Annotated in this window: 16 protein-coding genes; 10 read left to right on the top strand and 6 right to left on the bottom strand. The window is 50.7% G+C overall.

All coding sequences use genetic code 11. From position 1 onward, the window contains the following. Positions 1-36 precede the first annotated feature (36 nt). The gene (locus CFI03_RS07120; RefSeq protein WP_116393987.1) at positions 37-654 is read right to left on the bottom strand and encodes a DUF975 family protein; all 618 of its coding nucleotides are present in this window, start codon (positions 652-654) and stop codon (positions 37-39) included. Between the two features lie 92 nt (positions 655-746). Beyond that, on the bottom strand, positions 747-7,184 hold the full coding sequence (locus tag CFI03_RS07125) for an Ig-like domain-containing protein (RefSeq protein WP_116393988.1): 6,438 nt from the start codon (positions 7,182-7,184) through the stop codon (positions 747-749). Positions 7,185-7,684: 500 nt separating this feature from the next. On the opposite strand from CFI03_RS07125, the gene CFI03_RS07130 reads away from it, so the two are divergent. The 6 genes from CFI03_RS07130 (at position 7,685) to CFI03_RS07155 (ending at position 13,004) form a co-directional block, all read left to right on the top strand. Continuing rightward, a complete protein-coding gene (locus tag CFI03_RS07130) occupies positions 7,685-8,287 on the top strand; it encodes a TetR/AcrR family transcriptional regulator (RefSeq protein ID WP_116393989.1) in 603 nt (200 codons plus the stop codon). A 26-nt stretch (positions 8,288-8,313) separates the two neighbouring features. Further along, positions 8,314-9,294, top strand: coding sequence for an ABC transporter ATP-binding protein (locus CFI03_RS07135; protein WP_116393990.1), 981 nt, complete (start codon positions 8,314-8,316; stop codon positions 9,292-9,294). After that, on the top strand, positions 9,287-10,057 hold the full coding sequence (locus CFI03_RS07140) for an ABC transporter permease (RefSeq protein ID WP_116393991.1): 771 nt from the start codon (positions 9,287-9,289) through the stop codon (positions 10,055-10,057). Before CFI03_RS07135 ends, CFI03_RS07140 begins: the two co-directional genes overlap by 8 nt. 123 nt (positions 10,058-10,180) lie before the next feature. Next, on the top strand, positions 10,181-10,630 hold the full coding sequence (locus CFI03_RS07145) for a GNAT family N-acetyltransferase (protein WP_116393992.1): 450 nt from the start codon (positions 10,181-10,183) through the stop codon (positions 10,628-10,630). A 180-nt stretch (positions 10,631-10,810) separates the two neighbouring features. Next, positions 10,811-11,815, top strand: coding sequence for a lysylphosphatidylglycerol synthase domain-containing protein (locus tag CFI03_RS07150; protein WP_116393993.1), 1,005 nt, complete (start codon positions 10,811-10,813; stop codon positions 11,813-11,815). Next, positions 11,805-13,004 (top strand): glycosyltransferase family 4 protein, encoded by a 1,200-nt coding sequence (locus CFI03_RS07155; RefSeq protein WP_116393994.1) that lies wholly within the window; start codon positions 11,805-11,807, stop codon positions 13,002-13,004. Before CFI03_RS07150 ends, CFI03_RS07155 begins: the two co-directional genes overlap by 11 nt. Positions 13,005-13,071: 67 nt before the next feature. On the opposite strand, the gene CFI03_RS07160 is transcribed toward CFI03_RS07155, so the two are convergent. After that, positions 13,072-14,277 carry an MFS transporter gene (locus CFI03_RS07160; protein WP_116393995.1) on the bottom strand — a complete coding sequence of 402 codons (1,206 nt, stop codon included), beginning with the start codon at positions 14,275-14,277 and terminating at the stop codon, positions 13,072-13,074. 164 nt (positions 14,278-14,441) lie between these two features. On the opposite strand from CFI03_RS07160, the gene CFI03_RS07165 reads away from it, so the two are divergent. The 3 genes from CFI03_RS07165 (at position 14,442) to CFI03_RS07175 (ending at position 15,988) form a co-directional block, all read left to right on the top strand. Then, positions 14,442-14,711, top strand: coding sequence for a hypothetical protein (locus CFI03_RS07165; RefSeq protein ID WP_116393996.1), 270 nt, complete (start codon positions 14,442-14,444; stop codon positions 14,709-14,711). 105 nt (positions 14,712-14,816) lie between these two features. Further along, positions 14,817-15,113, top strand: a complete 297-nt coding sequence (locus CFI03_RS07170; protein WP_205411930.1) for a transposase — start codon at positions 14,817-14,819, stop codon at positions 15,111-15,113. Positions 15,114-15,124: 11 nt separating this feature from the next. Beyond that, a complete protein-coding gene (locus CFI03_RS07175; protein ID WP_248756982.1) occupies positions 15,125-15,988 on the top strand; it encodes an IS3 family transposase in 864 nt (287 codons plus the stop codon). Positions 15,989-16,338: 350 nt separating this feature from the next. Here the strand turns inward: CFI03_RS07175 and CFI03_RS07180 are convergent, their stop codons facing one another. From CFI03_RS07180 to CFI03_RS07190, 3 genes are all read right to left on the bottom strand, one after another. Then, on the bottom strand, positions 16,339-17,310 hold the full coding sequence (locus CFI03_RS07180; protein ID WP_116393997.1) for a sensor domain-containing diguanylate cyclase: 972 nt from the start codon (positions 17,308-17,310) through the stop codon (positions 16,339-16,341). 18 nt (positions 17,311-17,328) lie between these two features. Beyond that, positions 17,329-18,135 carry an alpha/beta fold hydrolase gene (locus tag CFI03_RS07185; RefSeq protein WP_116393998.1) on the bottom strand — a complete coding sequence of 269 codons (807 nt, stop codon included), beginning with the start codon at positions 18,133-18,135 and terminating at the stop codon, positions 17,329-17,331. Between the two features lie 97 nt (positions 18,136-18,232). Then, positions 18,233-19,033 carry a helix-turn-helix transcriptional regulator gene (locus CFI03_RS07190; RefSeq protein WP_116393999.1) on the bottom strand — a complete coding sequence of 267 codons (801 nt, stop codon included), beginning with the start codon at positions 19,031-19,033 and terminating at the stop codon, positions 18,233-18,235. Between the two features lie 208 nt (positions 19,034-19,241). Between CFI03_RS07190 and tynA the strand changes: the two genes are divergently transcribed. Beyond that, the gene (gene tynA / locus CFI03_RS07195) at positions 19,242-21,539 is read left to right on the top strand and encodes a primary-amine oxidase (RefSeq protein ID WP_116394000.1); all 2,298 of its coding nucleotides are present in this window, start codon (positions 19,242-19,244) and stop codon (positions 21,537-21,539) included. The last annotated feature ends 104 nt before the right edge of the window (positions 21,540-21,643 follow it).

Here is a 21,643-nt window from a genome sequence, read left to right on the forward strand (position 1 = left end):
TGCTGGATTTTGGCCAAATAAGCATTCTACGTTTCGTTAGAAGGACGATGGATGCGGGGGAGGCGTTGTTCTGCCCGAAATTTCGTCGTAGAAGTGGGCTTGAGCAACTTGGAAGTAAGGGTAAAGCCATAGCAGGCCAATACCACAGGTTAATATAGAGAGAATACCCCATCCGATGAATGTGAGCTGCAGAACAAACAAATCAATTTTACGGCCATTCATTAATTCCTTGCTGCGGCGAATTGCTTCCAGTGCGCTGATATCCGGATTATCCTGCAGAATATAAAAAGCTTGCGAATAGCGATAAATGGCGATTATGCCTGGGACAATGAGTAAAAGCATCCACAAAAGCGTGAAGATTATCATGAGAATATAAACCTGGAACGCTTTAAGAAATTGTGAAAAACCGCTGAAAATTTCAGTGACTTGAGGCTTCTTATTTCTAGCGATGCCAATACAGAAAATGACCATTCCAAGCGTAAGCGCTCCGGAAACTAAAAAATTCACAATTGGACCGATAAAAGGGATTTTGTCCAATAGGTTAAGAATAAGGCTCAACGCGGCATAGATAGCTGCAGCCCCAACAGCTTTGCCCCAGTTGCCTTGCAGACTCTCTCGTGCTCTTGCTCGAAGTTCTGAGTACGTTGCGTTCATTGCAAAAAAACACTCTCCTATTTGTCTCTGTCTTTTGAGCGGTTCCGTAAATAAAGGCCGGCAGTCCCTCTAGGATTGCCGGCCTTAACGATTTACTTCACATTATCGTCGATTGCTTTAACGAAATGTTCGTTGCCGTCCGAAGTGCGCTTAGCTTCGTGGCTTCTTGTTGCTTCTTCGACTTGACCAAACGCCCAGTTGCTCTTCGCAACATCCGGGAAGGATGGTTCCACGTCAGTCAGCGGGCCTCTGTACAGAAGGCGGTTGATCAGCGTTACGGCTTCAAGACGTACGATGTCTTTACCCGGTTGGAACGTACCGTTCGGATAACCCGTTGTCAGGCCGTTGCGGAACAATGCCTCGATTGCCGAGGAGGACCAGCGTCCGTCGCTGTCTCCGAATTGCGGAGTGATTGGCATAGACGTCTCCAGCTTCAGGTAACGTACCATAACCATAGCCAATTCTTCGCGGGTTACAGGCTGGTTCGGACGGAAGGTGCCGTCCGCAAAGCCTTTAAAGATACCGCTGTCCGTTACGATCCGGATATAGCCGCTAGCCCATTGGGTAGAAGGCACATCCTTGAATTCGGCTTTCAGCGTTGTCGAACCGCCGTTCAGGAGGCGTGCGATAATGGCTGCAAGCTCCGCGCGGGTCAGCTTCTGGCTTGGTTTGAACTTGCCGTCAGGGAAGCCGAGAATGTAGCGCTGGTGCTTCACAGTCTCTTCTCCGGTCTTGAACAGCAATACTTTCACGGATGCTTTTGCCGCTTCAGGGTTCAACAGCTCTTGGCTCGCTTTGCCTTCCGCGGAGATCGTAACAAGAAGTTCTGTTTCCTTAATGGAAGGATACTTCACTTCAACATTGCGTACGCCCTTATCTCCGATGTTCACGTCTCCCACATTCCAAATCACTTTGTTGCCTTCTACCTTGCCGCCGTCGGCATTGGTTACCGTTGTGCCCTCAGGAAGGGTCAACGTCACGGTTGCGCCGGTAGCTTGTTTCGTACCGTTGTTCAGGTATTCGACTTTAATCTTGCCTGCAGTGCCTTCTTCCTGTCTGTCCTTGTCTACGGATACGTTAACAACGACGTTTGGCTTGCCGGCAGGAGCAACAGACGCTTTGGACATCTGAATGTCATGGCGGACAATCGCAAACTCGACAGGGATCGTTGGGCTCGTATAAGTGATATAGCCCGGAGCCGTTGCAACGATGTAGTAATCGGTTGTCGGATAAACCATGTACGCGTATTTACCGCCGTCTTTGCTCGTCTGCGGGTTCGCGTTGTCGCTTGGAGCAAAGCCTGCGATTGCAGGCAGCTTAACTTCCGTGCCAGGCGTATTGCCGTTTGTAATATTGCGCGGCGTGTTTGCGTAATACAGCTTTACGGTTGCTCCATCAATCGCAGCATGGGTGTTGATGTCGGTAATGTCGCCGTACGGGTCAATGAGCTCGTTAAGAATATTCATTTCGCCGTTGGCTGCCAGCTTGATTGTCGGAAGCGTGCCGTTGTTGTCTAATGCGTTAATGATGATGTCTTTGAAGCCGCCGTGTTCCGCATCCGGAACCTTAAAGATGATTGCAATCTGATATTCCGTATTCCGTTCAAGGCCAGGAATATTAAATACGCCGCCGTTCAAAGGTGCCGTGTATTCTTTATGATCCGGTGCCGGACCAATCAGCTTCACGGTTACCTGGTTCATGAAATCCTGTTGAAGCACGTCATTTTGACCGGTTGGAAGCTTTTGCGTAAGGAGGCCGGTAATGGTCTTCGTCGATTCAAAAACCTCGCCGGGATTACCGCTTACCGCACCAACTTCAACGGTTTGCTTGAAGGAAACCTCTTTGGTCTGGCCGCCTATTTGAACGGTCTTGATGACTTCGATATCGTAGCTTTCGTCACCGCGCGGAACGGCGATGCTATACTTGCCGTCTGCGTCGGTAATGGCTTCGGCCGCGAAATCGATAATGCCGTCGCCGTCAAAGTCTTTTGTAATTTTAACGACTGCGCCTGCAACAATCGTACGCGTTCCGTTATCCGTTGTTGCTACAACGCCCGTTACGGAAGCAGGCTCGAAGGTAATGATAATCTGCTCTTGCGCGTAAATGCTGCGTTCTACGTCATTGGCCGTAGCCGTTACCGGAACGCTTTGCGATAAAATACCTTCGATCTTGGACGATTGGTAATCTATCGTGGCTTTGCCCGCTGCATCCGTCACCGCGGTTGGGGAACCGCCAAGGAAGGTTCCGAGCGATGCGGAGAAGGTGATATTGACATCCTTGAGCGGTTTGCCGTCAATGTCAGTCAGAATGGCCGTCAGTTTCGAAACCGTATGGCCGTCACCTACGATGGAGCTAGGGTTAGCGCTAAGCTTCAAGATGTATTTCACAAGCTCGAAGTTTTGATGAATCGTTGTTTCAGCCGCCAAGCCCGGCAAAGCATTAATCACTTGATTGCGTGTTGCGTAGCCTTGCTTCTCTACGACAATCAGGTAATGCTCGGTACGGACATTCGGGAATTTGTAGTAACCGGAAGCATCCGTAGTTGTATTAGCCACTTTATTGGTTCCTGTTGGATCATACAAGGTTACCTTTGCTCCTTCAATCGGAGCTTGGGTGTTGCGATCTTTAACCGTTCCGTCAACGGAAACGGTGCGCATCACGGTAAAATTATTGTTTAGAAGCCTGGAAGCTGCTTCAGCCGGTAAAACCTCGTTACCCTTCGAAGAGGTGAAGGGTAACGAATGAGCCCCGCTCGTTACTTCGGAAGGAAGACGGTATTGCACGTTTTCCCATTTCTTGAATCCGTCTGTCTGGTAAGTATCGCCGTTAGCCAATGTCAGCGTAACCGAATCGTTGTCCGTTCCGTTATCCGGACCGTCAAAATCAAAGGTTGCCGTAACTGCCGTTGCGGTTACTTCCGTAATAGCCGAGATTTTGAGCGGTTTGTTAGGCGCTACGGTCCATTCGGATGTATCCGTAACAGAACGGTCGCCAACCCAGCCGTCAAGCAGACGAACGGTTAAAGCGATGGTAGCCGTATTGGAGTCAAATTGTCCGTCATTGGCTTTAAACGTGAAGCTGTCCGTGCTGCCGTAACCTGCGGCTGGCGTATACGTGTAAGTACCGTCGTTGTTGATAACAACCGTACCATGCGCTGGCGGAGTTACAACCGTGAAGGCAAGGGTATCGCCGTCTACATCGCTCGCCTTAAAGCTGCCCGTTACGCTGGAGCCGGATTCAACAGCTTTGGAATCATCCGATGCCGTTGGTGCGTCATTCACGGCAGTAACCGTAATCTCTACAGTCGCCGGCGCTGAATCGGCCGTTCCGTCGGTTGCTTTAAAGGTGAAGCTGTCCGGACCATTGTAATTAGGATCCGGCGTATACGTGTAAGTGCCGTTCGGATTCAGAATAACCGTGCCGTGCTCAGGCTCGTATACAAGAACGTAGGTAGGCGTTGTACTGTCTACGTCGTTGCCGGTTACTGTACCGGTTACCGGCTGATCTTCAACCGTTGTGTTGGTTCCTGCATTTGCCGTCGGCGCGTCGTTTACAGGAGTTACGGTAATGCTGACAGTAGCTTCCGCGGATTCCAGCTGTCCGTCATTTACCTTAAACGTGAAGCTGTCCGGGCCGTTGTAATCCGGGTCTGGCGTGTAAGTAAAGGTACCGTCCGGCTTCAGATTAACGGTTCCGTGTTCCGTATCATTCACAAGCGTGTAGGTCAACGTATCGCCGTCTACGTCGCTTGCTTTTACCTTATCGTTGACCGCCGTGTCCTCTGCCGTGCTGACGGAGCTGTTCTCCGAAGCCGGTGCATCGTTTTCCGGAGTAACGGTGATGTCCACTTTAGCAGGAGCAGAGTCATCCGTGCCGTCGTTAGCTTTAAACGTAAAGCTGTCCTCGCCGTTAAAGTTCGGATTCGGCGTATACGTATAAGTGCCGTCAGGCTTCAAATCAACCGTGCCATGCTGCGGCGGGGTTACAATCGCGTAAGTCAGCGTGCTTTCTTCCACGTCGCTTCCCGATACCGATCCGTTAACAGGAGTGTCTTCGGCCGTTGTTTTCGTTCCGGCGTTTGCCGTTGGCGCATCATTGACCGGAGTAACGGTGATGTTCACGGATGCCGTATTCGAGTCTTCCGAGCCGTCATTCGCCTTAAACGTAAAGCTGTCCGGTCCATTGTAATTAGGATCTGGCGTATAGGTGAACGTTCCGTCCGGGTTCAGAGTCAAAGCGCCATGAGCAGGCTGGTTGACTACCGAATAGTGAAGCGTATCGCCGTCGCCGTCTGTTGCATGAACGCTGCTGTTAAGAGGTTTATCTTCCTCAGTCTGCACAGTATCGTTTTGGGCAACAGGAGCTTCATTTACTTCATTAATCGTGATGCTTACGGCAGCAGGCAAGGAATCAAGCTTGCCATCGTTAGCTTTGAAGGTGAAGCTATCCGAGCCGGAGTAATTATGGTTCGGAGTATATGTGTAAGTACCGTCTGCATTCAGCACGACCGTACCGTTAACCGGCGCTGTGACAAGCACATAAGTCAATGTGCTGCTATCGATATCCTGTCCCGTCACCACTCCATTTACCGATTGGTTCTCATCCGTTGTTTTGCTCGAATGGTTTGCGGTAGGCGCATCGTTAACGGCGTTAATCGTCAGAGTAACGGTTGCCACGGTGGAGTCCGCTTTGCCGTCATTCGCCTTAAAGGTAAAGCTGTCGGAACCGTTGTAGTCTTGGTTCGGCGTATACGTGTAAGTACCGTCTGCATTCAGTTCGACCGTACCGTTAACCGGCGCTGTGACAAGCGAATAGGTTACAATGTCATTGTTTCCGTCAGTTGCAGTTAATGCACCGTTAACCGGAGTATCTTCATCTGTAGATTTACTATCATCTTGCGCTACAGGAGCAGCGTTTGGAGCTGCTGTAACGGTAATAGTGACAGTTGCCTTATTAGATTCGTCGGTACCGTCATGAGTTGTAAAAGTAAAGGTGTCTGTACCAACAAAGCCGTTGTCAGGTGTGTAGGAATACGTACCTGTAAACTCATCCAACACCAGAGTGCCATGTTGTGGTAAGTCTTGTTTCATGAAAAAGAGTAGATCTCCATCTATATCTGACCCGGTAACTGACCCGTCAACTGGCGTATTTTCCACGGTGCTTGTACTGGAATCATGTGCGATTGGAGCATCATTCACCGGTTTAACGGTAAGAGTTACCGTTGCACTATTCGAGGTAAGCGAGCTGTCGTTTACTCTATAGTTAAATGTATCTGTCCCGTTGTAATTCGCATTAGGTGTATATGTAAAAGATCCGTCGGCATTTAAAACTAAAGTGCCGTGAGTAGGAGCGGTGACAAGCGAATAGACGATAGAGTCATCGTCGATGTCGCTGCCTTTATCGCTCAGGGATTTGTTAATAACCGTATCTTCGTCTCCCGAGAAAGAAGCATCTGCGGCAACTGGGGCCGTATTCACTTTATCCGTTGTATCCGTTGCCGTCTTGGCCGGATTGCCGTCTGAGCTGACCGTGTCCGCCGATACGGTTACGGTTCCGTATTTCAGAGCGGAGAAGTCAAGCTGAACGGCATATTTCCCGTCGGGTCCCACGGTTGCCGCATAATTTCGTTCCGTGCCCGAGGAATCCTTCACCGTAAGGGTGACAGGCTGTCCAGCGCCTGCATTTGTGGATCCGGAGATATTAACCAGTTTAAGATTATCTTGTCCTGCGGTCAGTTTACCGTCACCACCGTCGTCAATAGAAACGTTAATGGTTGGGGAAGCGCTGTTGTCTACCTGCTTCGGATCGCTGAATGTACCGCCAGGAGCGCCGAAGTTAACCGAGAATTGACGGGAGCTTAAATTGCTCGTGTTGCCAACGACAAGATCCAGTCCGTTAATTGGCGCGTTGTAATTGATGATTACGGAAGCGGTATCCTCAAAAGATGTGCCATTAAGGGAGGACCCTCTTCCTGCAAATTGCGTTCTTCCGGAGGCTGGCGAGCTTATGACAAGCTGTGTGTTTTTGTTCACAGAATAACTTGCAAAGCCGGATAATTCGACATATTCCTTGGAGGTGGAATTACTGCCGTCAATATCGATGACCGTCACAAAGAAGTTCTTGATTTGAACCGGATTGCCGGTTGCCTGATCAATGAAATCAAAGTGGAAGGTCAATGAGCCGCTTCCGGGACTGGTTGTAACCCATGGATTAAACCGCTCATCAAAGCCGGTTCCCGGATTATCTAATACATTGCCTGCAAGGGATGCCCCGCTAGCCCCTTTAATCGTTACTTTGGCATCAACCGTAATGCCGTCTCTTGTAATGACGTTCGTATACTTGTAGACGGCCCCTACTTGTCCGGCAGTGCCGGAAACCAGGGTAGGCGTACCCAAATTCATCGCATTACTCTTAATGTCAACCACATTTACCGCTGCTTTGGTGGCAGTTGGATGCGTGACTGCGAGCATGACGCCGAATACAAGAAGCAATAGGGCAATTCTTGTAAAGGCCGATGATCGAGCCAACATAGACTCACTTCCTTCCTATTCTTATAGTCTTTCTGAATGTGTCAAATTTTAGGAATAAAGTCCCTGATAGATTCGACACCTAACTAGTTCTAAATAACTATAAATGACAGCAGGCGACAGCGTCAACTCGAAATTTTCTAGTAATATCCATTTTTTCGACAAGAGATTACATTCCTTAATCTGGAATATTGCTATTAAAGGAGAGATAAGCGAGAATAACTTATTTTAGGCGGAAATTATTAACTGCTGAAGCTTTAAATAATAGAAAAACAGATAAGTACGTCAAAGAATAATAGAATAAAAAATAGTATTTTTTTGATTTACATATCTAGTAAATGAGGGCATCCGGGAACTTTTTTTTCTAGAATCCAAGAAGGCAAGGATAAAAGAGAGTAACAAATTTCACGAATTCTTAACGGGGTGTATTTACAATTTAAGGAATGACGCTTATTATATAAATAAACGTTCATATATTTAATTCGAAAGGAGATCTCTCGAGCATGGCAAGGACCGTCAATGAGCAAGCCAGACAAGAGAAAAGGGAGCTTATCTTACAGGCAGCCGTTACTGCTTTTCCCGAGAATGGCTTCTCCGGTACTACATTTGCACTGCTGGCCAAGAGCTTGGGGATAAGCGCGGCAACGATTCTGCTTTACTTCGAAAGCAAGGAGGAGCTGTTCCGATGCGCCGTGCTGGAGCCGCTCGAGCGGTTCCGCCAGCCATTTCTTGCGTTCATGCAAGGGGAGGGAACGCCTCTGGAGAGGATCAAGTCCATGATTGACGTGCATATCCGGATTGCGGCCAGCAATTCGTCCTTTCTGCGGCTGGTGCAATACGTGCTGGGGCAGCACCAACGGTTCCCGGAGGAAGCGGAAGCGATGTACCGGTTCGCCAATGATTATACGGTTGGGCTTACCACGGTTATCGCCGAAGGCCAAGCGGCGGGCCAGCTACAGTCCTACGATGCGCATGAAGTCGCATGGGGGTACTTTTGTTTTATTCAAGGCGTGGGACTGGTGAATACCGATGATTCTTCTTCACCCGTATGGGATGGGATGCGCCGGGTTGGATTGCAGCTGTTTGCACCTGTAACAAACCAATAATCTTGGAAACAAGAGGTGGATTGCCGATGGAGCTAATCGAGATTGACCAGGTTAACAAGGTGTATAAGAAGGGGAAAAAGCAAGCCAACATCGATATCAGCTTTTCCATCCGGGAGGGCGAGATTCTTGGACTGCTTGGGCCTAACGGAGCGGGCAAAAGCACGTTAATCAAGCAGATCGTCGGACTGCTGGCTCCAACCTCCGGCGAAGTCCGGTACGCAGGCGTTAACGTGCTCAAGCAGGCGAAGAAGGTGGCCTCGCAATTCGGTTATTACGCGCAGGAGCCGCATGCCCTTGGCGCGCTGACGGCCAGAGAGGCGCTGCTCTTTACCGGAATCCTTCGAGGCATGGCCAAGAAGGAGGCCGAAAAGCAGACGATGGAGCTGCTGGAGCGGTTCGGCATGGCGGAGCTCGCGGGCCGGCCGCTCAAGAAGCTGTCCGGCGGACAGAAGCGGATGGTCGGAATCGGAACAACCATTATTGGCGATTCCCGCGTGCTAGTGCTGGATGAGCCGACTAACGAGCTTGATCCTCTGAACCGGCGGCTGGTATGGGATATTATCGTGGAGCGGAACCGCCAAGGGGCTACCATTCTTCTCGTCACCCATAACGTGCTGGAAGCGGAGAGGGTTGTAGACCGGGTTGCTTTTATCAACTACGGAAGACTTCTTGAGATCGATAGCGTTCCTCACCTGAAACAAAAGGTGGACGGCAGGCTGAAGCTGGAGCTGACGGCAGTGGAAGGCGAAGCGGGGAATCTGAAGAAACGGCTGGAGGAGTGGGGAGATATCCAGCAGACTGCCGAGAACCGGCTGCGGCTTCTGATCGATAAGAACCGGGCGGGTACGATGCTGGACTGGATGGTTCATGCGAACGATCTGCCTATTGACGAATACGCGATGCTTCCTCCCAATCTGGAGGACGTCTATCTCTATATTGACAGTCAGAAGGAGAAGGCTGCAGGGTATGTTATCCGTGAGGAAAAGGTGGGGAGCTTCATTGGCTAACGCGCTTGCTTTTGTCAAAGGACGAATGTGGACCGAGCTGTATATCCTATTGCGAATCCAGGTTGCTATCGTGCGGGAGCAATGGATATGGATCTTTATTATGGCGACGATCTTTCCGCTTACGACGCTGTTGTTCATGAAGTTTATGTACGGAATCTCCTCCGGGGAGATCATGGTTAATGTCATCGTCGGCAATATCGTATTCGCCATTATTATGATGGGCTTTAACGCGCTCGGGCAGGAGATCTCCTGGCAGAAGCATGCCGGGTACTTTACCTTCTACTCTTCACTTCCGATCTCCAAAGCCGTCTTTGTCGTCACTCAGCTGGTGCGAGGATTGATGACGGCAATGCCTTCGGTTATCATCATGGCGTTTATCGGGCAGTTTGCTTATGGCATCAGGCTTCATTACGAGTGGGGGCTTATTCCGATCTTTCTTCTGGCCGTATTAAGCATGGTCGGCGTTGGGGCGGGAATCGGGTTCTGGTCTCCGGACCACCAGATGACGAATATGCTTGTGCAGGGGCTGATGATGTTTATCGGATTCCTGTCGCCGGTTATGATGGAAGCCAGCCAGCTGCCGCCGATTCTGCGGTATATCGGGGTTATTTTTCCGACCACCTATTCCGCTTCCGCGCTCCGGGAGATGCTGACCAAAGGCTGGACGCATGAAGTAACCGTAGACATGTTCATTCTGATTGGTTTTATCGTTGTGTCGTTTGCCTTTATTTCGAGAATGATCAACTGGCGAGCAGCCGATTAGCTCCTAGGATAGCTTTAACCGCTGGCCCACAAGGCGGCGGTTTTTTTGTTATTCGGCTTTTGGCCTTGGCCTAACGGAATGATACAATAATTTACGGTAATGAAAAAGTGGAGGATGCTCGATATGACAACGATTGAAATACGGGAAGCGGCACTACGGGATCTTCAGGATCTGGCCGAGCTGTTCGAGGTGCTGATGGAGGTTTCTTCTAATAGAGAAGCGATGGGCAGGCAGCTGGCAAAAGTGACGGAGGATCCGCACTATTTTCTCGCGGTGGCTTGCGACGGCGATAAGGTGATTGGAACGGCAATGGGGATCGAATGTTATGATCTTGTCGGGAGCTGCCATCCTTTCCTGGTCGTGGAGAATGTTGTGGTGAATCCCGATTACAGAGGACAAGGCGTCGGAAAAATGCTGATGAAGCGGCTCGAGCAATTCGCAGAGGAACGGGTGTGCAGCTACATCATTTTTGTATCCAGCGGTTACCGGGAAAAGGCTCATCAGTTCTACCGCGCGCTGGGCTACTCCAGCGATAATCAAGGGTTTAAAAAACAGCTTAGGGAACTGGGATAACGGCAGCGGAAAAGGCAGCTTATCAAGGCTGGGTGCTTCGGCGGCCGGCTTTTTGTTTATCCATTTTTAAATGGAAAAGGTATGGGATTTTACCAAATTCGGCATTCTAGATAAATCACGGATAACAGAACATTCCTATAATGAGAAGATGGCTTAACTATAGTCAGGAGGTGTTGCCGGTTGCCGCTGTACCGCAAGCTGGCGCCAACGGTGCTCAAGGTCGCTGTCTTGGCCATCATCGTCGTATTTATCGTTCGCAACATTCCGCTTAAGCTGGAGGATCTTACTTCCTTCCTGGTACATGCGAACGACCGGTTTTACTTGTCCTTGCTCTTATTCTCGATCTTTCTGATGCTTCAAGCCGGTATTTGGGTGTTAATCGTCAATGCCTCCTTATCCGATACCGGCCGCTTAAGCGGCAGTTCAGGACTCTCGATGTTAGGCGGTCTCCGTATTTTTATTGAAACCCAGTTCGGCAAGTATATTCCCGGAGGCTTCTGGAACGTTGCCGGACGGATTGTCATGGCGACCAAAGCCGGTGTACCGCTGGATGCCCAATTCGCCGCTATCGTGTACGAGAATATTCTGCTCGTTGCGGCGGCGCTGGTCTATGCCATGATGCTGATTGTCAGCCTGCATATTGTCCCGGTCTGGGTGGGACTTTTGCTAGTTATCGTGTTTGCTCTTATATATTTGTTCTACAGCCCGCTGACCGTAACGGTCAAAAGCTTGTTCATCAGAGCTTCGAAGTGGAAATTCCTGCAGAAGATGATCGGAAAAATGACCAAGTCGTTTGGTGGCGCACAGATGGCCGGCTCGGAGGTCAGCCTGACGCGGAATCAGTTTTTTGCTTATTTGGCATGCTTTCTGGCCAGCCACTTTGTCATGGGTATCGCTTTTTGGCTATTGACCAACAGCTTTGACAAAGGGAAGGTAGGTTTGTTTTACGCTGCGGGAACGTTTGCGACTTCCTGGCTTCTCGGGCTTGTAAGTCCGCTGCCCGGAGGGCTTGGCGTAAGGGAGGGCTTCCTGGTCTATTTCCTGTCCATGAAGCTTGGGACGGAGACGGCGCTTCAAATTTCGGTTATTGCCCGGCTTTGGAACATTATGGCGGAGGTGCTGTTCTGGGCGGTTATTCGGGTTGTATGCTATCTGACGCGAGGGGAGAAGGTATATGAAACGTAGGAAGATCGTGCTGGTCGCGGGGGTTTTTCCGCCGGGTGTCGGAGGTATGCAGAACTACTATTACAATCTGTCCAAACATACAAAGCATGAGATGACCGTTATCGCACCGGAATATCCGGATTGTGCTTCCTTTGACGAAGATCAGCCTTACCGGACCATAAGAGGAGCGTTTATGCGTGGGGAGCGTGCCGATGTGTTCAGCTGGGGGCGGCTGCTCCGGCAGGTCAAAAAAACGCTGCGCAGCGAAGAGCCGGATGTCACGGTGTACGGTTATGTGTTAATCGGCTTTATCGGTTTGTTATTCCGCGTGTTTGGCCGGCGCCGTTATATCATCTCGGCTCACGGCATGGATATGCTGATGTTCCGTCGTTATTTCGGCCTTAATCAGGTGGTGAAGCTTATTCTGCGCAAGGCGGATGGCGTGATGGTGAACAGCGAGTTTACCCGCCGCCTGGTCGAGGAGTACGGAGTAGAGCCGGGCAGAATCGGAATTGTTCATCCCGGCGTTGAAAGCCTGTTCGAGCCAAAGGCGGTTAACGAGAAGTTAAGGCGGGAGCACGGGTTGGTAGGGAAATATGTGCTGCTGTCGGTAGGGCGGCTTGTTACCCGGAAAGGACATGACAAGGTGATCGAAGCGATGCCTGCGATTTTGCGCCATATTCCGGGTGCCGTTTACGTCATTGTAGGAGAAGGGCCGGAGCGGGACAGACTAGAGCAATTGGCCGGAACGGTTGGCGTGTTGAGCAAGGTTCGGTTCGTGGGGGGAATAAACGGCACGGAGCGGCTGAACGATTATTACAATCTGGCCAATCAATTCATTATGGTAAGCCGGCAGCTTGAAAAGGGTGACGCTGAAGGATTCGGCATCGTCTATCTGGAGGCGGCTTCCGCCCGCGTGCCGGTTATTGCCGGGCGCTCCGGCGGTGCTTCGGAAGCGGTGCTCGACGGGAAAACGGGTCTTCTTGTGGAGCCGGAGTCCGTTGTGGCTATTACGGATGCCGTCGTAAAGCTGGCAAGCGATACGCCGTTGCGCGAAAGACTGGTCCGCGAGGGCTATAAACGCGCCAAGCTGCAATTCCAGCATGATGCGCTTGCGGAGGTTTTTGATCAATATGCAGGACGCATCTGCTCCGGTCCGGTTGCCGCAAGCTACAAGCGGGCTGGGAAAAGAGCGGCCCAGCGGATGTAGTTCTTGCGAAGGGAAAAACGCTGTAAAACTGGCCATAGACCAGCTTTACAGCGTTTTTTCTTGTGCTTTACTTTTTTAAACGGTGGATCAGCCATACGGAAAAACTGAGAAGTCCTACCATTCCGCCGGCGAACGAGACGCCGCTCCAGCCCCATTCATGCCAGGCAAAGCTGCCTACGGACGATCCAATCGCACCGCCAAGGAAGGTGGTGACCATTTGTACCGTATTCAGACGGCTGCGTGCCGGTGGCTCGAGAGCGTAGATACGGGTCTGATTGGCAACCTGAGTGCCTTGCACGCCCAGATCGAGCAAAATAACGCCTGCGATAAGCGCCCATAACAGGCCGCCGAGCAGCCCGAAGAACAGGTAAGCAATGATATTTAGAGCGATTAAGGCGCCAATCATCCACTTGGTCGGGATTCGGTCGGCGAGTCTGCCGACGAAGGGAGCGCCTAATGCTCCAGCCGCACCGATTAAGCCGAACAGGCCGGCGATCTGGCTGCTGTAATGATAAGGCTCGCCTTCGACGTAGAAGGATAACGCCGTCCAGAAAATACTGAAGGCGGCGAAGTTGGCGGCCCCAATTAATGCGGACTCCCGCAGCGTGGAGTACTTTTTCACGAGCCTTCCCATGGATAGCAGCAGCTCGGTATAACGCAGTTCGGCGGTTGCGCGGGCTACGGGAAGCTTGATTCGGAGCAGAAGGAGCAAAGCCAGCATGGCTGCAGCGGCTACGGCGTACATAAAGCGCCAGCCCCAGGTTCCGCCGATTAAGCCGGACACGGTCCGGGTGAGTAGGATGCCCAGCAGCAGTCCGCTTGTTACGGTGCCGACGGCTTTACCTTGCTCGCCGGGAGCCGCGAGTGTCGCGGCAAGCGGGATGAGGATTTGCGGGACAACGGTTGTCAGGCCAACGGCAAAGCTTGCGATAAACATCCAGGCGAGATTTTGCGCGGTGGCTACGCCAATCAGGGAAAGACAGACCAATGAGAGCAGAACGGTAATAAGTCCCTTGCGTTCCTTGATGTCGCCCAGCGGCACAAACAGGAACATGCCCAAGGCGTAGCCGATCTGGGTGCAGGTGGACACAAAACCAACTTCATCGGGAGCTACGCCAAAGGATCGGCCGATATCCGCGAGGAGCGGCTGGTTGTAATACAAATTCGCGACGGTCATACCGGCGGTAAAAGCCATCAGTAGCAGCAGTCCCTTGGAAAGCGATGCTTTGTCCGCCGGTGCTGCCGGCGATTGAAGCGTATGAGTGGATGACATAATGACGGTTCCTTTCGAGCATGAAGATTTGACTGTCTTAACAATCTTACTCGTAAATTTCTTAATGTAAAGCAGAAGATGGCTGCGGGTAGATTAAGTTTTTGCGGCATGGTACTATTTGGTTATAAATGGGAATTGGGCGTATTGGGGGAGGGGGAGTTGGCATGATCTATTTAGGAAGCGTTATTCTGGGCTTTATCTTTATTATGCTTATTTATCGGTTAATCCGCTATAAATTAACGAGGTACAATCGCGAGAATGTTGGTCTAAGCATGATTGCGTGTTTGGAGCTTGTTGTATTTCGCAGGGAGTTTGTTGAGAACCGGGCAGCTTATATTCTTCTCGTTTCCGTTGCTTTACTCTTTGCGGCTGTTTTCTGTTATGGTTTATTGTTTAAAAATAATGGAGTTAACGAGAGGCCAGGTCATCGTTGATGCTGACTAGGGTAGCTTAACGATACGCCTGCAACTAGAATAAAAAGTGGACACCCTCTAAGAGCAGGTAGATAATAAACACAAAAAAACCGAGGTGTCGTCCACATGAAAGAGAGCAGGCAGCATTACAGTGAAGAGTTTAAAGAAAACACCGTTAAATACCTTCAAAGCCAAGAGAAATCGTTGCCGCAGTTGGCTGAGGAACTGAACATCCCGGAGGGAACCCTGCGCCAGTGGCAGGCGAAATACCGGAAGTTCGAAAATGAACCCCTTGTAGATCGAGAAACGTTACGCAAAAAAGAGCGCGACATCGAGGAATTGCAGCGTATCATTGAGGAACAAAACGAAGAGATTGCAATCTTAAAAAAGGCCATGCACATCTTCAGCAAAGAAAGGAACTGAGGTTCCAATTCATCGAAGATCATCGCTCTGAATTTCGAATGGCGAAGATGTGCATCGTACTCAACGTTTCTAAGAGCGGTTATTACAAGTGGATAAAAGAGAAGGCCAACGAGAACAGTTACCAGAAGCGCAGAAAAGCACTGGTGGCGCGCATTACCTACCTGTTTCTCGACTCACAAAGGCGTTATGGAAGCCCCAAGATCACAAAGTTGCTTAAACGTGAGGGCTGGATCGTTTCGGAGCGCTTAGTTGGCCTATTGATGCATGAAAACGGCCTTCGTTCCTGTGTATCGCGTAAGTTCCGTGTGGCAACCACCGATTCCAATCATACAAATCCTGTTGCACCAAATGTACTGAATCAGAACTTTGTTACAACCGCACCTAATAAGGTTTGGGTAGCCGATATTACGTACATTCCATGCCGTGAAGGTCGTCTGTACTTAGCCAGCATTCTGGACCTAAACACGCGTAAAATTGTAGGTTGGAAACTGGCAGATCGCATGACTACTGACCTTGTCCTGGCTGCCTTAGATCAGGCTTATGAGGCTGAAAATCCACTTCCAGAACTCCTCCATCATTCAGATCGTGGTAGCCAGTACACTTCATCGGAGTACCGTTTAAGACTCGAACAATATCAAATGAGGGCAAGTATGAGTCGCAGAGGCAACTGTTACGATAATGCATGCATAGAGTCCTTCCACAGCGTGCTGAAGAAGGAACTTATTTACTGCACTCGTTTTCGCACAAAGGAGCAGGCTTACACGGAACTATTCGAGTATATTGAGTTTTTCTATAACCGGAAAAGAATTCATAGTGCTTTGAACTACCTGTCTCCGGAACGTTTCGAAGCACAGTACTACCAACAGATCGGCTAATTGCTCTTAAGCAGTGTCCACTTTCTTGACAGAGGTCCAGACGTTTCGTTAAGGCCGTGGAAAAGCAGCAAGTTAGCGGCCTTAACGATGTCGCGCATCGTTAAGACAGCCCGTTTTGGGCGGATGTGGTCGAAAGTGTGCATCCACGCATTGCTTAACGATACGCCGTATCGTTAAGGCCGTGGAAAAGCAGCTAGTTAGCCGCCTTAACGATGCCGCGCATCGTTAAGGCGGCCCGTTTTGGGTGGATACTGGGTGCATATCGCCCAAAAGCGTACGGATGCAGAGGCTGGGTAAATGAGAAAGCGAATAGAGGCAGTCCATACCACTGGTATGGACTGCCTTTATCATTAATCGCGGTAATGCGTAACCCGGTTGCGCCCGTTGTTTTTCGAGAGATAGAGCGCTTGATCGGCCTGCTGGAGCAGGGAAAGCTCGGTGTCCGCGGCAGCAAAGGTTGCCGCGCCGATGCTGATGGTAATACGCAGATCGCCAAGCGGAGTCGTCTCCGTGGCCGCACGGTACCGCTCCGCGGCAGCAAGTGCCTGCTCCTGATCCAGTCCCGGCAGCAGAATGACAAACTCTTCTCCGCCGAACCGGGCGACGACCGCCTCAGCCGGCGACTGCTCCTGCAGCAGCTGGGCCAGCCGTGTAAGAACAAGGTCGCCAACAGGATGGCCATACGTATCGTTGATGCTTTTGAATCGGTCGATATCTACGATACAAAGCGAGAGCGCGGCTTCCGTCTGCTCGGACAGCTCCGTATACTTCTGCAGCTTCTCTTGGAAATACCGTCGGTTCTTTAATCCGGTTAACGGGTCTGTCGACGCCAGGGCTTCGAGCCGTTCATTGAGCTCCAGTAGCTCTTGCTGCTTTTTCTCGTATTGGGCATGCAGCAGCTCCAGCCTGTGATTCGCTTCATTCGTCTGCTGGTACAAGACCTCCAGCTGCTGCTTGGTCTTCATGATATCCTTCTCATGCTCAATCCGTTTCCGCATCTCGAGTGCCACGCAGTCGATCACGGAGTTGCCGTCCCGGTTCCTCTTGATGCCGTTCAGAAGAACGGGAAGATCCTTGCCGTCCTTCGTCCGAAACGAGAAATACATCTCGTCCACCTGGCCGTAAAGCTGAATGTAGGGGTAGAAGTACGTATGGAAAAACATTTTATTCGCCACCGACATCGTGGACTCGATATGCCGTTCCAGCAATTCCTCGCGGTCGTAACCCAGCATCGTTAACAGTGTCTGATTGACCGATTGAATTAGCCCCTTGTCGGTAATCGCGAAATAACCGCAGGGTGCCTCATTTAACAGGGTATCCATTCAAATACTGCCTTTCTTTTAAGAGATAGCCAAATAATCCTTAATATACTGCGTTGTCTCCAATGGATGACTGAGATGCGGATAATGGCCTGTTGCTTTCATATGCCTTAACGTGCTGTCCTTCAGCCGCGTATGCATGTACTCTCCGACCTCCGGAGGCGAGATGCTGTCATCCGTGCATTGCAAAATAAGCGTCGGAATTGAAGCGGAGTCCAGCTCCGACCGGCAATCGGATAAGAAGGTTACTTCCGCGAACTGCCTCGCGATATGCGGATCTCTGGAGCAGAAGCTTTTCTCCAGCTCTGTCGACAGCTCCTGGCGCTCCTGATTCTGCATGACGATAGGGGCGAGGTAGCTTGCCCAGCCGATAAAATTCATCTGCATCATCTGCAGCAGCTCGTCAATTTCGTTGCGGTCAAAGCCCCCATAATAGCTTGGGAGATCGTTGACGTACCTCGGAGATGCGCCAAGCATAACAATCCGCCGAAAATATTTCTTTTCCCGAATGGAAGCAAGCATGCCAATCATACCGCTAACGGAGTGGCCAACGAATATGGCATCCTCCAAACGAAGCGTATCCATCACATCAAGCACATCTTCGGCATAGCCGTTTAAGCTGTTGTATTTGTCTGGGCTGTAATCGTTGATTTGGGATGCGCCGGAGCCGACGTAATCGAATAGAACAATCCGGTAGTCCTGTTCGAAAAGGGGGACCATATGCCGCCACATATTCTGGTCACAGCCAAAGCCGTGGGCGAATACGATAGCCTGTTTACCTTGGCCTAGCACTTTTACGTTATTGCGCGTGAGAATATCCGTATTCATAGACGGTCTCCTCTCTTGGGAGAAGTGTAAAGCTATGAATATTATATCGGATTATTCTGGAATTGGGATGAACATTTGTAGATTTGTGTCGAATTTACTAGAGGAAGGATGAGGAAGGTTTCGGGTGCTTCCGAAGCTGAATGGGAGTGTGCTGGCTGAAAGATTTAAATTCCTTCATGAAATGGGATTGGTCAAAATAACCGCCTTCCATCGCGACATCCGTCAAGGAGGATGCCCCTCTTACGATGCTGCCGAGCGAACGCTGGAAACGGATAATCCGATTGTACAGCTTGGGGGAGATGCCGAGGGACTGCTCGAATTTCGTGCGGATATAACGTTCGGAGTAGCCGGTATCCTCTGCCAGCTCGCGGATCGTAACGCTGCCGTTTGATCGCTGCATGGAGGTCAGACAGTAATCAATCATCCGGATGGAACGGACATCGCCGGAAAGAATGGGCATACATAGCTTTTCAAAGCCTGTTATCCGCTCGGTGAAACCTTGAAGCTCCGCAATAATAGCGCCTGTATTCTTGTATTTAGATAAAGAATCCTCGAATGGGACCTGGATCTCGATGACTTCCTTCAACGGCAGATTAGGCAGCAGAAGACTTAGCCTCGCGGACAGACGAACCCCGAAATAGGTCGTATCAGACTCGAAATAAAGCGCTTTTCCCTGCAGCACGGTGCCGCAAACCCTGGCGGAAGGCTTTCCGGGATGGCAGCAGAAGAGGAGGTCGACACAGCCGTCCGGCACGACATGGATCATCCGCCCGGACGCATCCGTCTTGAACTGATAATAGATAACGGGCTGGCCGCCATAATGGATTTTTCGTTCGATATAACCCGTCGTTTCCCATTCAAAACCGTACTGGATGCCGCTAACGAGTTCCTCCATCATCTGTGTTCGTTCCTCCCGCAACCTTAATCTCTCGCAACCTTAATATGCGTACAACAATAACAAAGGCATCGTTCTTTCGTCAATCAGTTTAAGTTATATTTTCTGACACAATTTTTGAGATAGTTCCGTTTTTTACAATTACTCGCTCTATTGTGTCAGGTAAATTAACGTCAAGGAAAGACGCAAGAGAATGGGGAGGCACACAAAGATGAAGAAATTAAAGGGTTCGCTTGCTAAAAAATCGGCGGTACTAGGCACGGCTTTAACGGTTGCGCTTGGCAGCGGGGTAGTCGCTCCGCTATCTACACCAACAGCTGAAGCGCATGGAGGCTCGGAGGATTTTGTTCCGCTTCGCACAACCTTGGAGGAGTTTGGGGCTGAGGTGAAATGGGACAGCTTCGCGGGTACCATTACAATTACAAAGAACAGCACGCTGGTCAAGGTAAAACCGAATTCGAATATCGCCTTGGTGAACGGCCAACGCCTGGAGATGGAAGCCCCGGTCATTATGAAGAAAAGCCTGGCGTACGTATCCCATCATTTTATTAGCGAAGTATTCCAATCTGGTCTGGACCAGACGTTCCAGGTAGAGAAAAAGGCTAATCCGCTAAACCCGCTTACTTCCGCCGAGATTGCGGAGACGGTTAATATTTTGAAGGCGGAAGGGAAATTCGGGGACAACTACCACTTTACCGAAATTACGCTCAAGGCTCCGCCAAAGGAGCAGGTGTGGAAGTTTGCGCTTGACGGCACGGATGTATCGGCTCACCGCTCGGCTGCGGTCGTTATTCTGGACGGCAAGCATGTCATTGAGGGGACGGTCGATCTGGCAACAAAAAAAGTAACCGCATGGCAGCCGGTCGAAGGCGCGCATGGCATGGTGCTGCTCGATGATTTCGGCACGGTGCAGACCGCCATCGAGGAAAGCGAGGAATATGCGGCTGCACTGAAGAAACGCGGCATTAACGATGTGAAGCAAGTCGTATCCACGCCGCTGACGGTTGGTTATTTCGACGGCAAGGACGAGCTGCAGCAGGACAAGAGGCTGCTTAAGGTAGTCGCTTATTTGAATACAGGGGACGGCAACTACTGGGCGCATCCGATCGAGAATCTGGTCGCCGTGGTCGATCTCGAGCAGAAGAAGGTGATTAAGATTGAGGATGCCGGCGTCGTGCCGATTCCGATGAAGGCAACCCCATACGACGGCAGCAATATGACAGCCGCAATACCTTCGAAGCCGCTTGAAATTACGGAGCCGGAAGGCAAGAACTACACGATTACCGGCAATACGATTCATTGGCAGAATTGGGACTTCCACCTTCGCCTGGACTCCCGCGTAGGTCCGATTCTATCGACGGTCACTTATAACGACCAAGGAAAAAAGCGCAAAATCATGTACGAGGGCTCGCTTGGCGGAATGATCGTTCCTTATGGCGATCCGGATGTAGGCTGGTACTTCAAGGCTTATCTCGATTCGGGCGAATATGGCATGGGGACTCTGACGTCATCTCTTGCCCGCGGCAAGGATGTGCCGGATAACGCCGTATTGCTGGATGCGACGATTGCCGATTATACGGGCGCGGCGATGAACATTCCAAACGCGATGGCGATCTTCGAACGTTACGCGGGTCCGGAATATAAGCATCAGGAGATGGGGCAGGACAATGTCAGCGCGGAAAGACGCGAGCTTGTGGTCCGCTGGATCAGCACGGTTGGCAATTACGATTATATTTTCGACTGGGTATTCGCGCAAAACGGCACGATCGGCATTAACGCGGGCGCTACCGGCATTGAAGCCGTAAAAGGCGTAGAGTCCAGCACTATGCATGACGAGACCGCTGCCGGCGATACGAAATACGGCACGCTGATTGACCATAACATCGTAGGTACAACGCATCAGCATATTTATAATTTCCGTCTCGATATGGACGTGGACGGAGAGCAAAATTCCCTGATGGAGGTTAATCCCGTCGTGGCGGACAATACGGCCGGCGGCCCGCGCGAGAGCACGATGCAGACCGAGACGCGTATTGTGGGGACGGAGCAGGAGGCGGCTCAAAAGTTCGATGCTTCGACTATTCGCCTAATCACAAACACGAATAAAGAGAACAAGGTAGGAAATCCGGTCTCCTATCAGATTATCCCGTATGCCGGAGGCACGCATCCGATTGCCAAAGGAGCCAACTTCAGCAAGGACGAATGGCTGTTCAACCGCGTTAACTTTATGGATAAGCAGCTTTGGGTTACGCGCTATTACGAGAACGAGCGTTATCCGGAGGGCAAATACCCGAACAGGGCGAAGTCGGATACGGGGCTTGGATTGTTTACCTCGGATAATGAATCAATCGTCAATACGGACAACGTGGTCTGGATGACGACGGGCACCACCCATGTGGCGCGCGCCGAGGAATGGCCGATTATGCCGACGGAATGGGTGTATACGATGCTGAAGCCGTGGAACTTCTTCGACCAGACGCCTACGCTTAATTTGAACGGCAAAAAGTAAGCATGGTTTTGTACAGGGGTCTCTTTCGGGACTCCTGTTTTTAGTTGTTCCTTCGAGTCTAGCAAGCTATAATGTTAGAAAATATAACGTATAGGCTGGGATGC

The sequence above is a fragment of the Paenibacillus sp. ATY16 genome, assembly GCF_003399985.2.
Lineage (GTDB): Bacteria > Bacillota > Bacilli > Paenibacillales > Paenibacillaceae > Pristimantibacillus > Pristimantibacillus glycanilyticus.

Coding starts and splice junctions, on each gene's coding strand:
- CFI03_RS07130 (WP_116393989.1), top strand. CDS start 7,685: ATGGCAAGGACCGTCAATGAGCAAGCCAGACAAGAGAAAAGGGAGCTT.
- CFI03_RS07145 (WP_116393992.1), top strand. CDS start 10,181: ATGACAACGATTGAAATACGGGAAGCGGCACTACGGGATCTTCAGGAT.
- CFI03_RS07190 (WP_116393999.1), bottom strand. CDS start 19,033: ATGATGGAGGAACTCGTTAGCGGCATCCAGTACGGTTTTGAATGGGAA.
- CFI03_RS07135 (WP_116393990.1), top strand. CDS start 8,314: ATGGAGCTAATCGAGATTGACCAGGTTAACAAGGTGTATAAGAAGGGG.
- CFI03_RS07155 (WP_116393994.1), top strand. CDS start 11,805: ATGAAACGTAGGAAGATCGTGCTGGTCGCGGGGGTTTTTCCGCCGGGT.
- CFI03_RS07160 (WP_116393995.1), bottom strand. CDS start 14,277: ATGTCATCCACTCATACGCTTCAATCGCCGGCAGCACCGGCGGACAAA.
- tynA (WP_116394000.1), top strand. CDS start 19,242: ATGAAGAAATTAAAGGGTTCGCTTGCTAAAAAATCGGCGGTACTAGGC.
- CFI03_RS07125 (WP_116393988.1), bottom strand. CDS start 7,184: ATGTTGGCTCGATCATCGGCCTTTACAAGAATTGCCCTATTGCTTCTT.
- CFI03_RS07185 (WP_116393998.1), bottom strand. CDS start 18,135: ATGAATACGGATATTCTCACGCGCAATAACGTAAAAGTGCTAGGCCAA.
- CFI03_RS07120 (WP_116393987.1), bottom strand. CDS start 654: ATGAACGCAACGTACTCAGAACTTCGAGCAAGAGCACGAGAGAGTCTG.
- CFI03_RS07180 (WP_116393997.1), bottom strand. CDS start 17,310: ATGGATACCCTGTTAAATGAGGCACCCTGCGGTTATTTCGCGATTACC.
- CFI03_RS07170 (WP_205411930.1), top strand. CDS start 14,817: ATGAAAGAGAGCAGGCAGCATTACAGTGAAGAGTTTAAAGAAAACACC.
- CFI03_RS07165 (WP_116393996.1), top strand. CDS start 14,442: ATGATCTATTTAGGAAGCGTTATTCTGGGCTTTATCTTTATTATGCTT.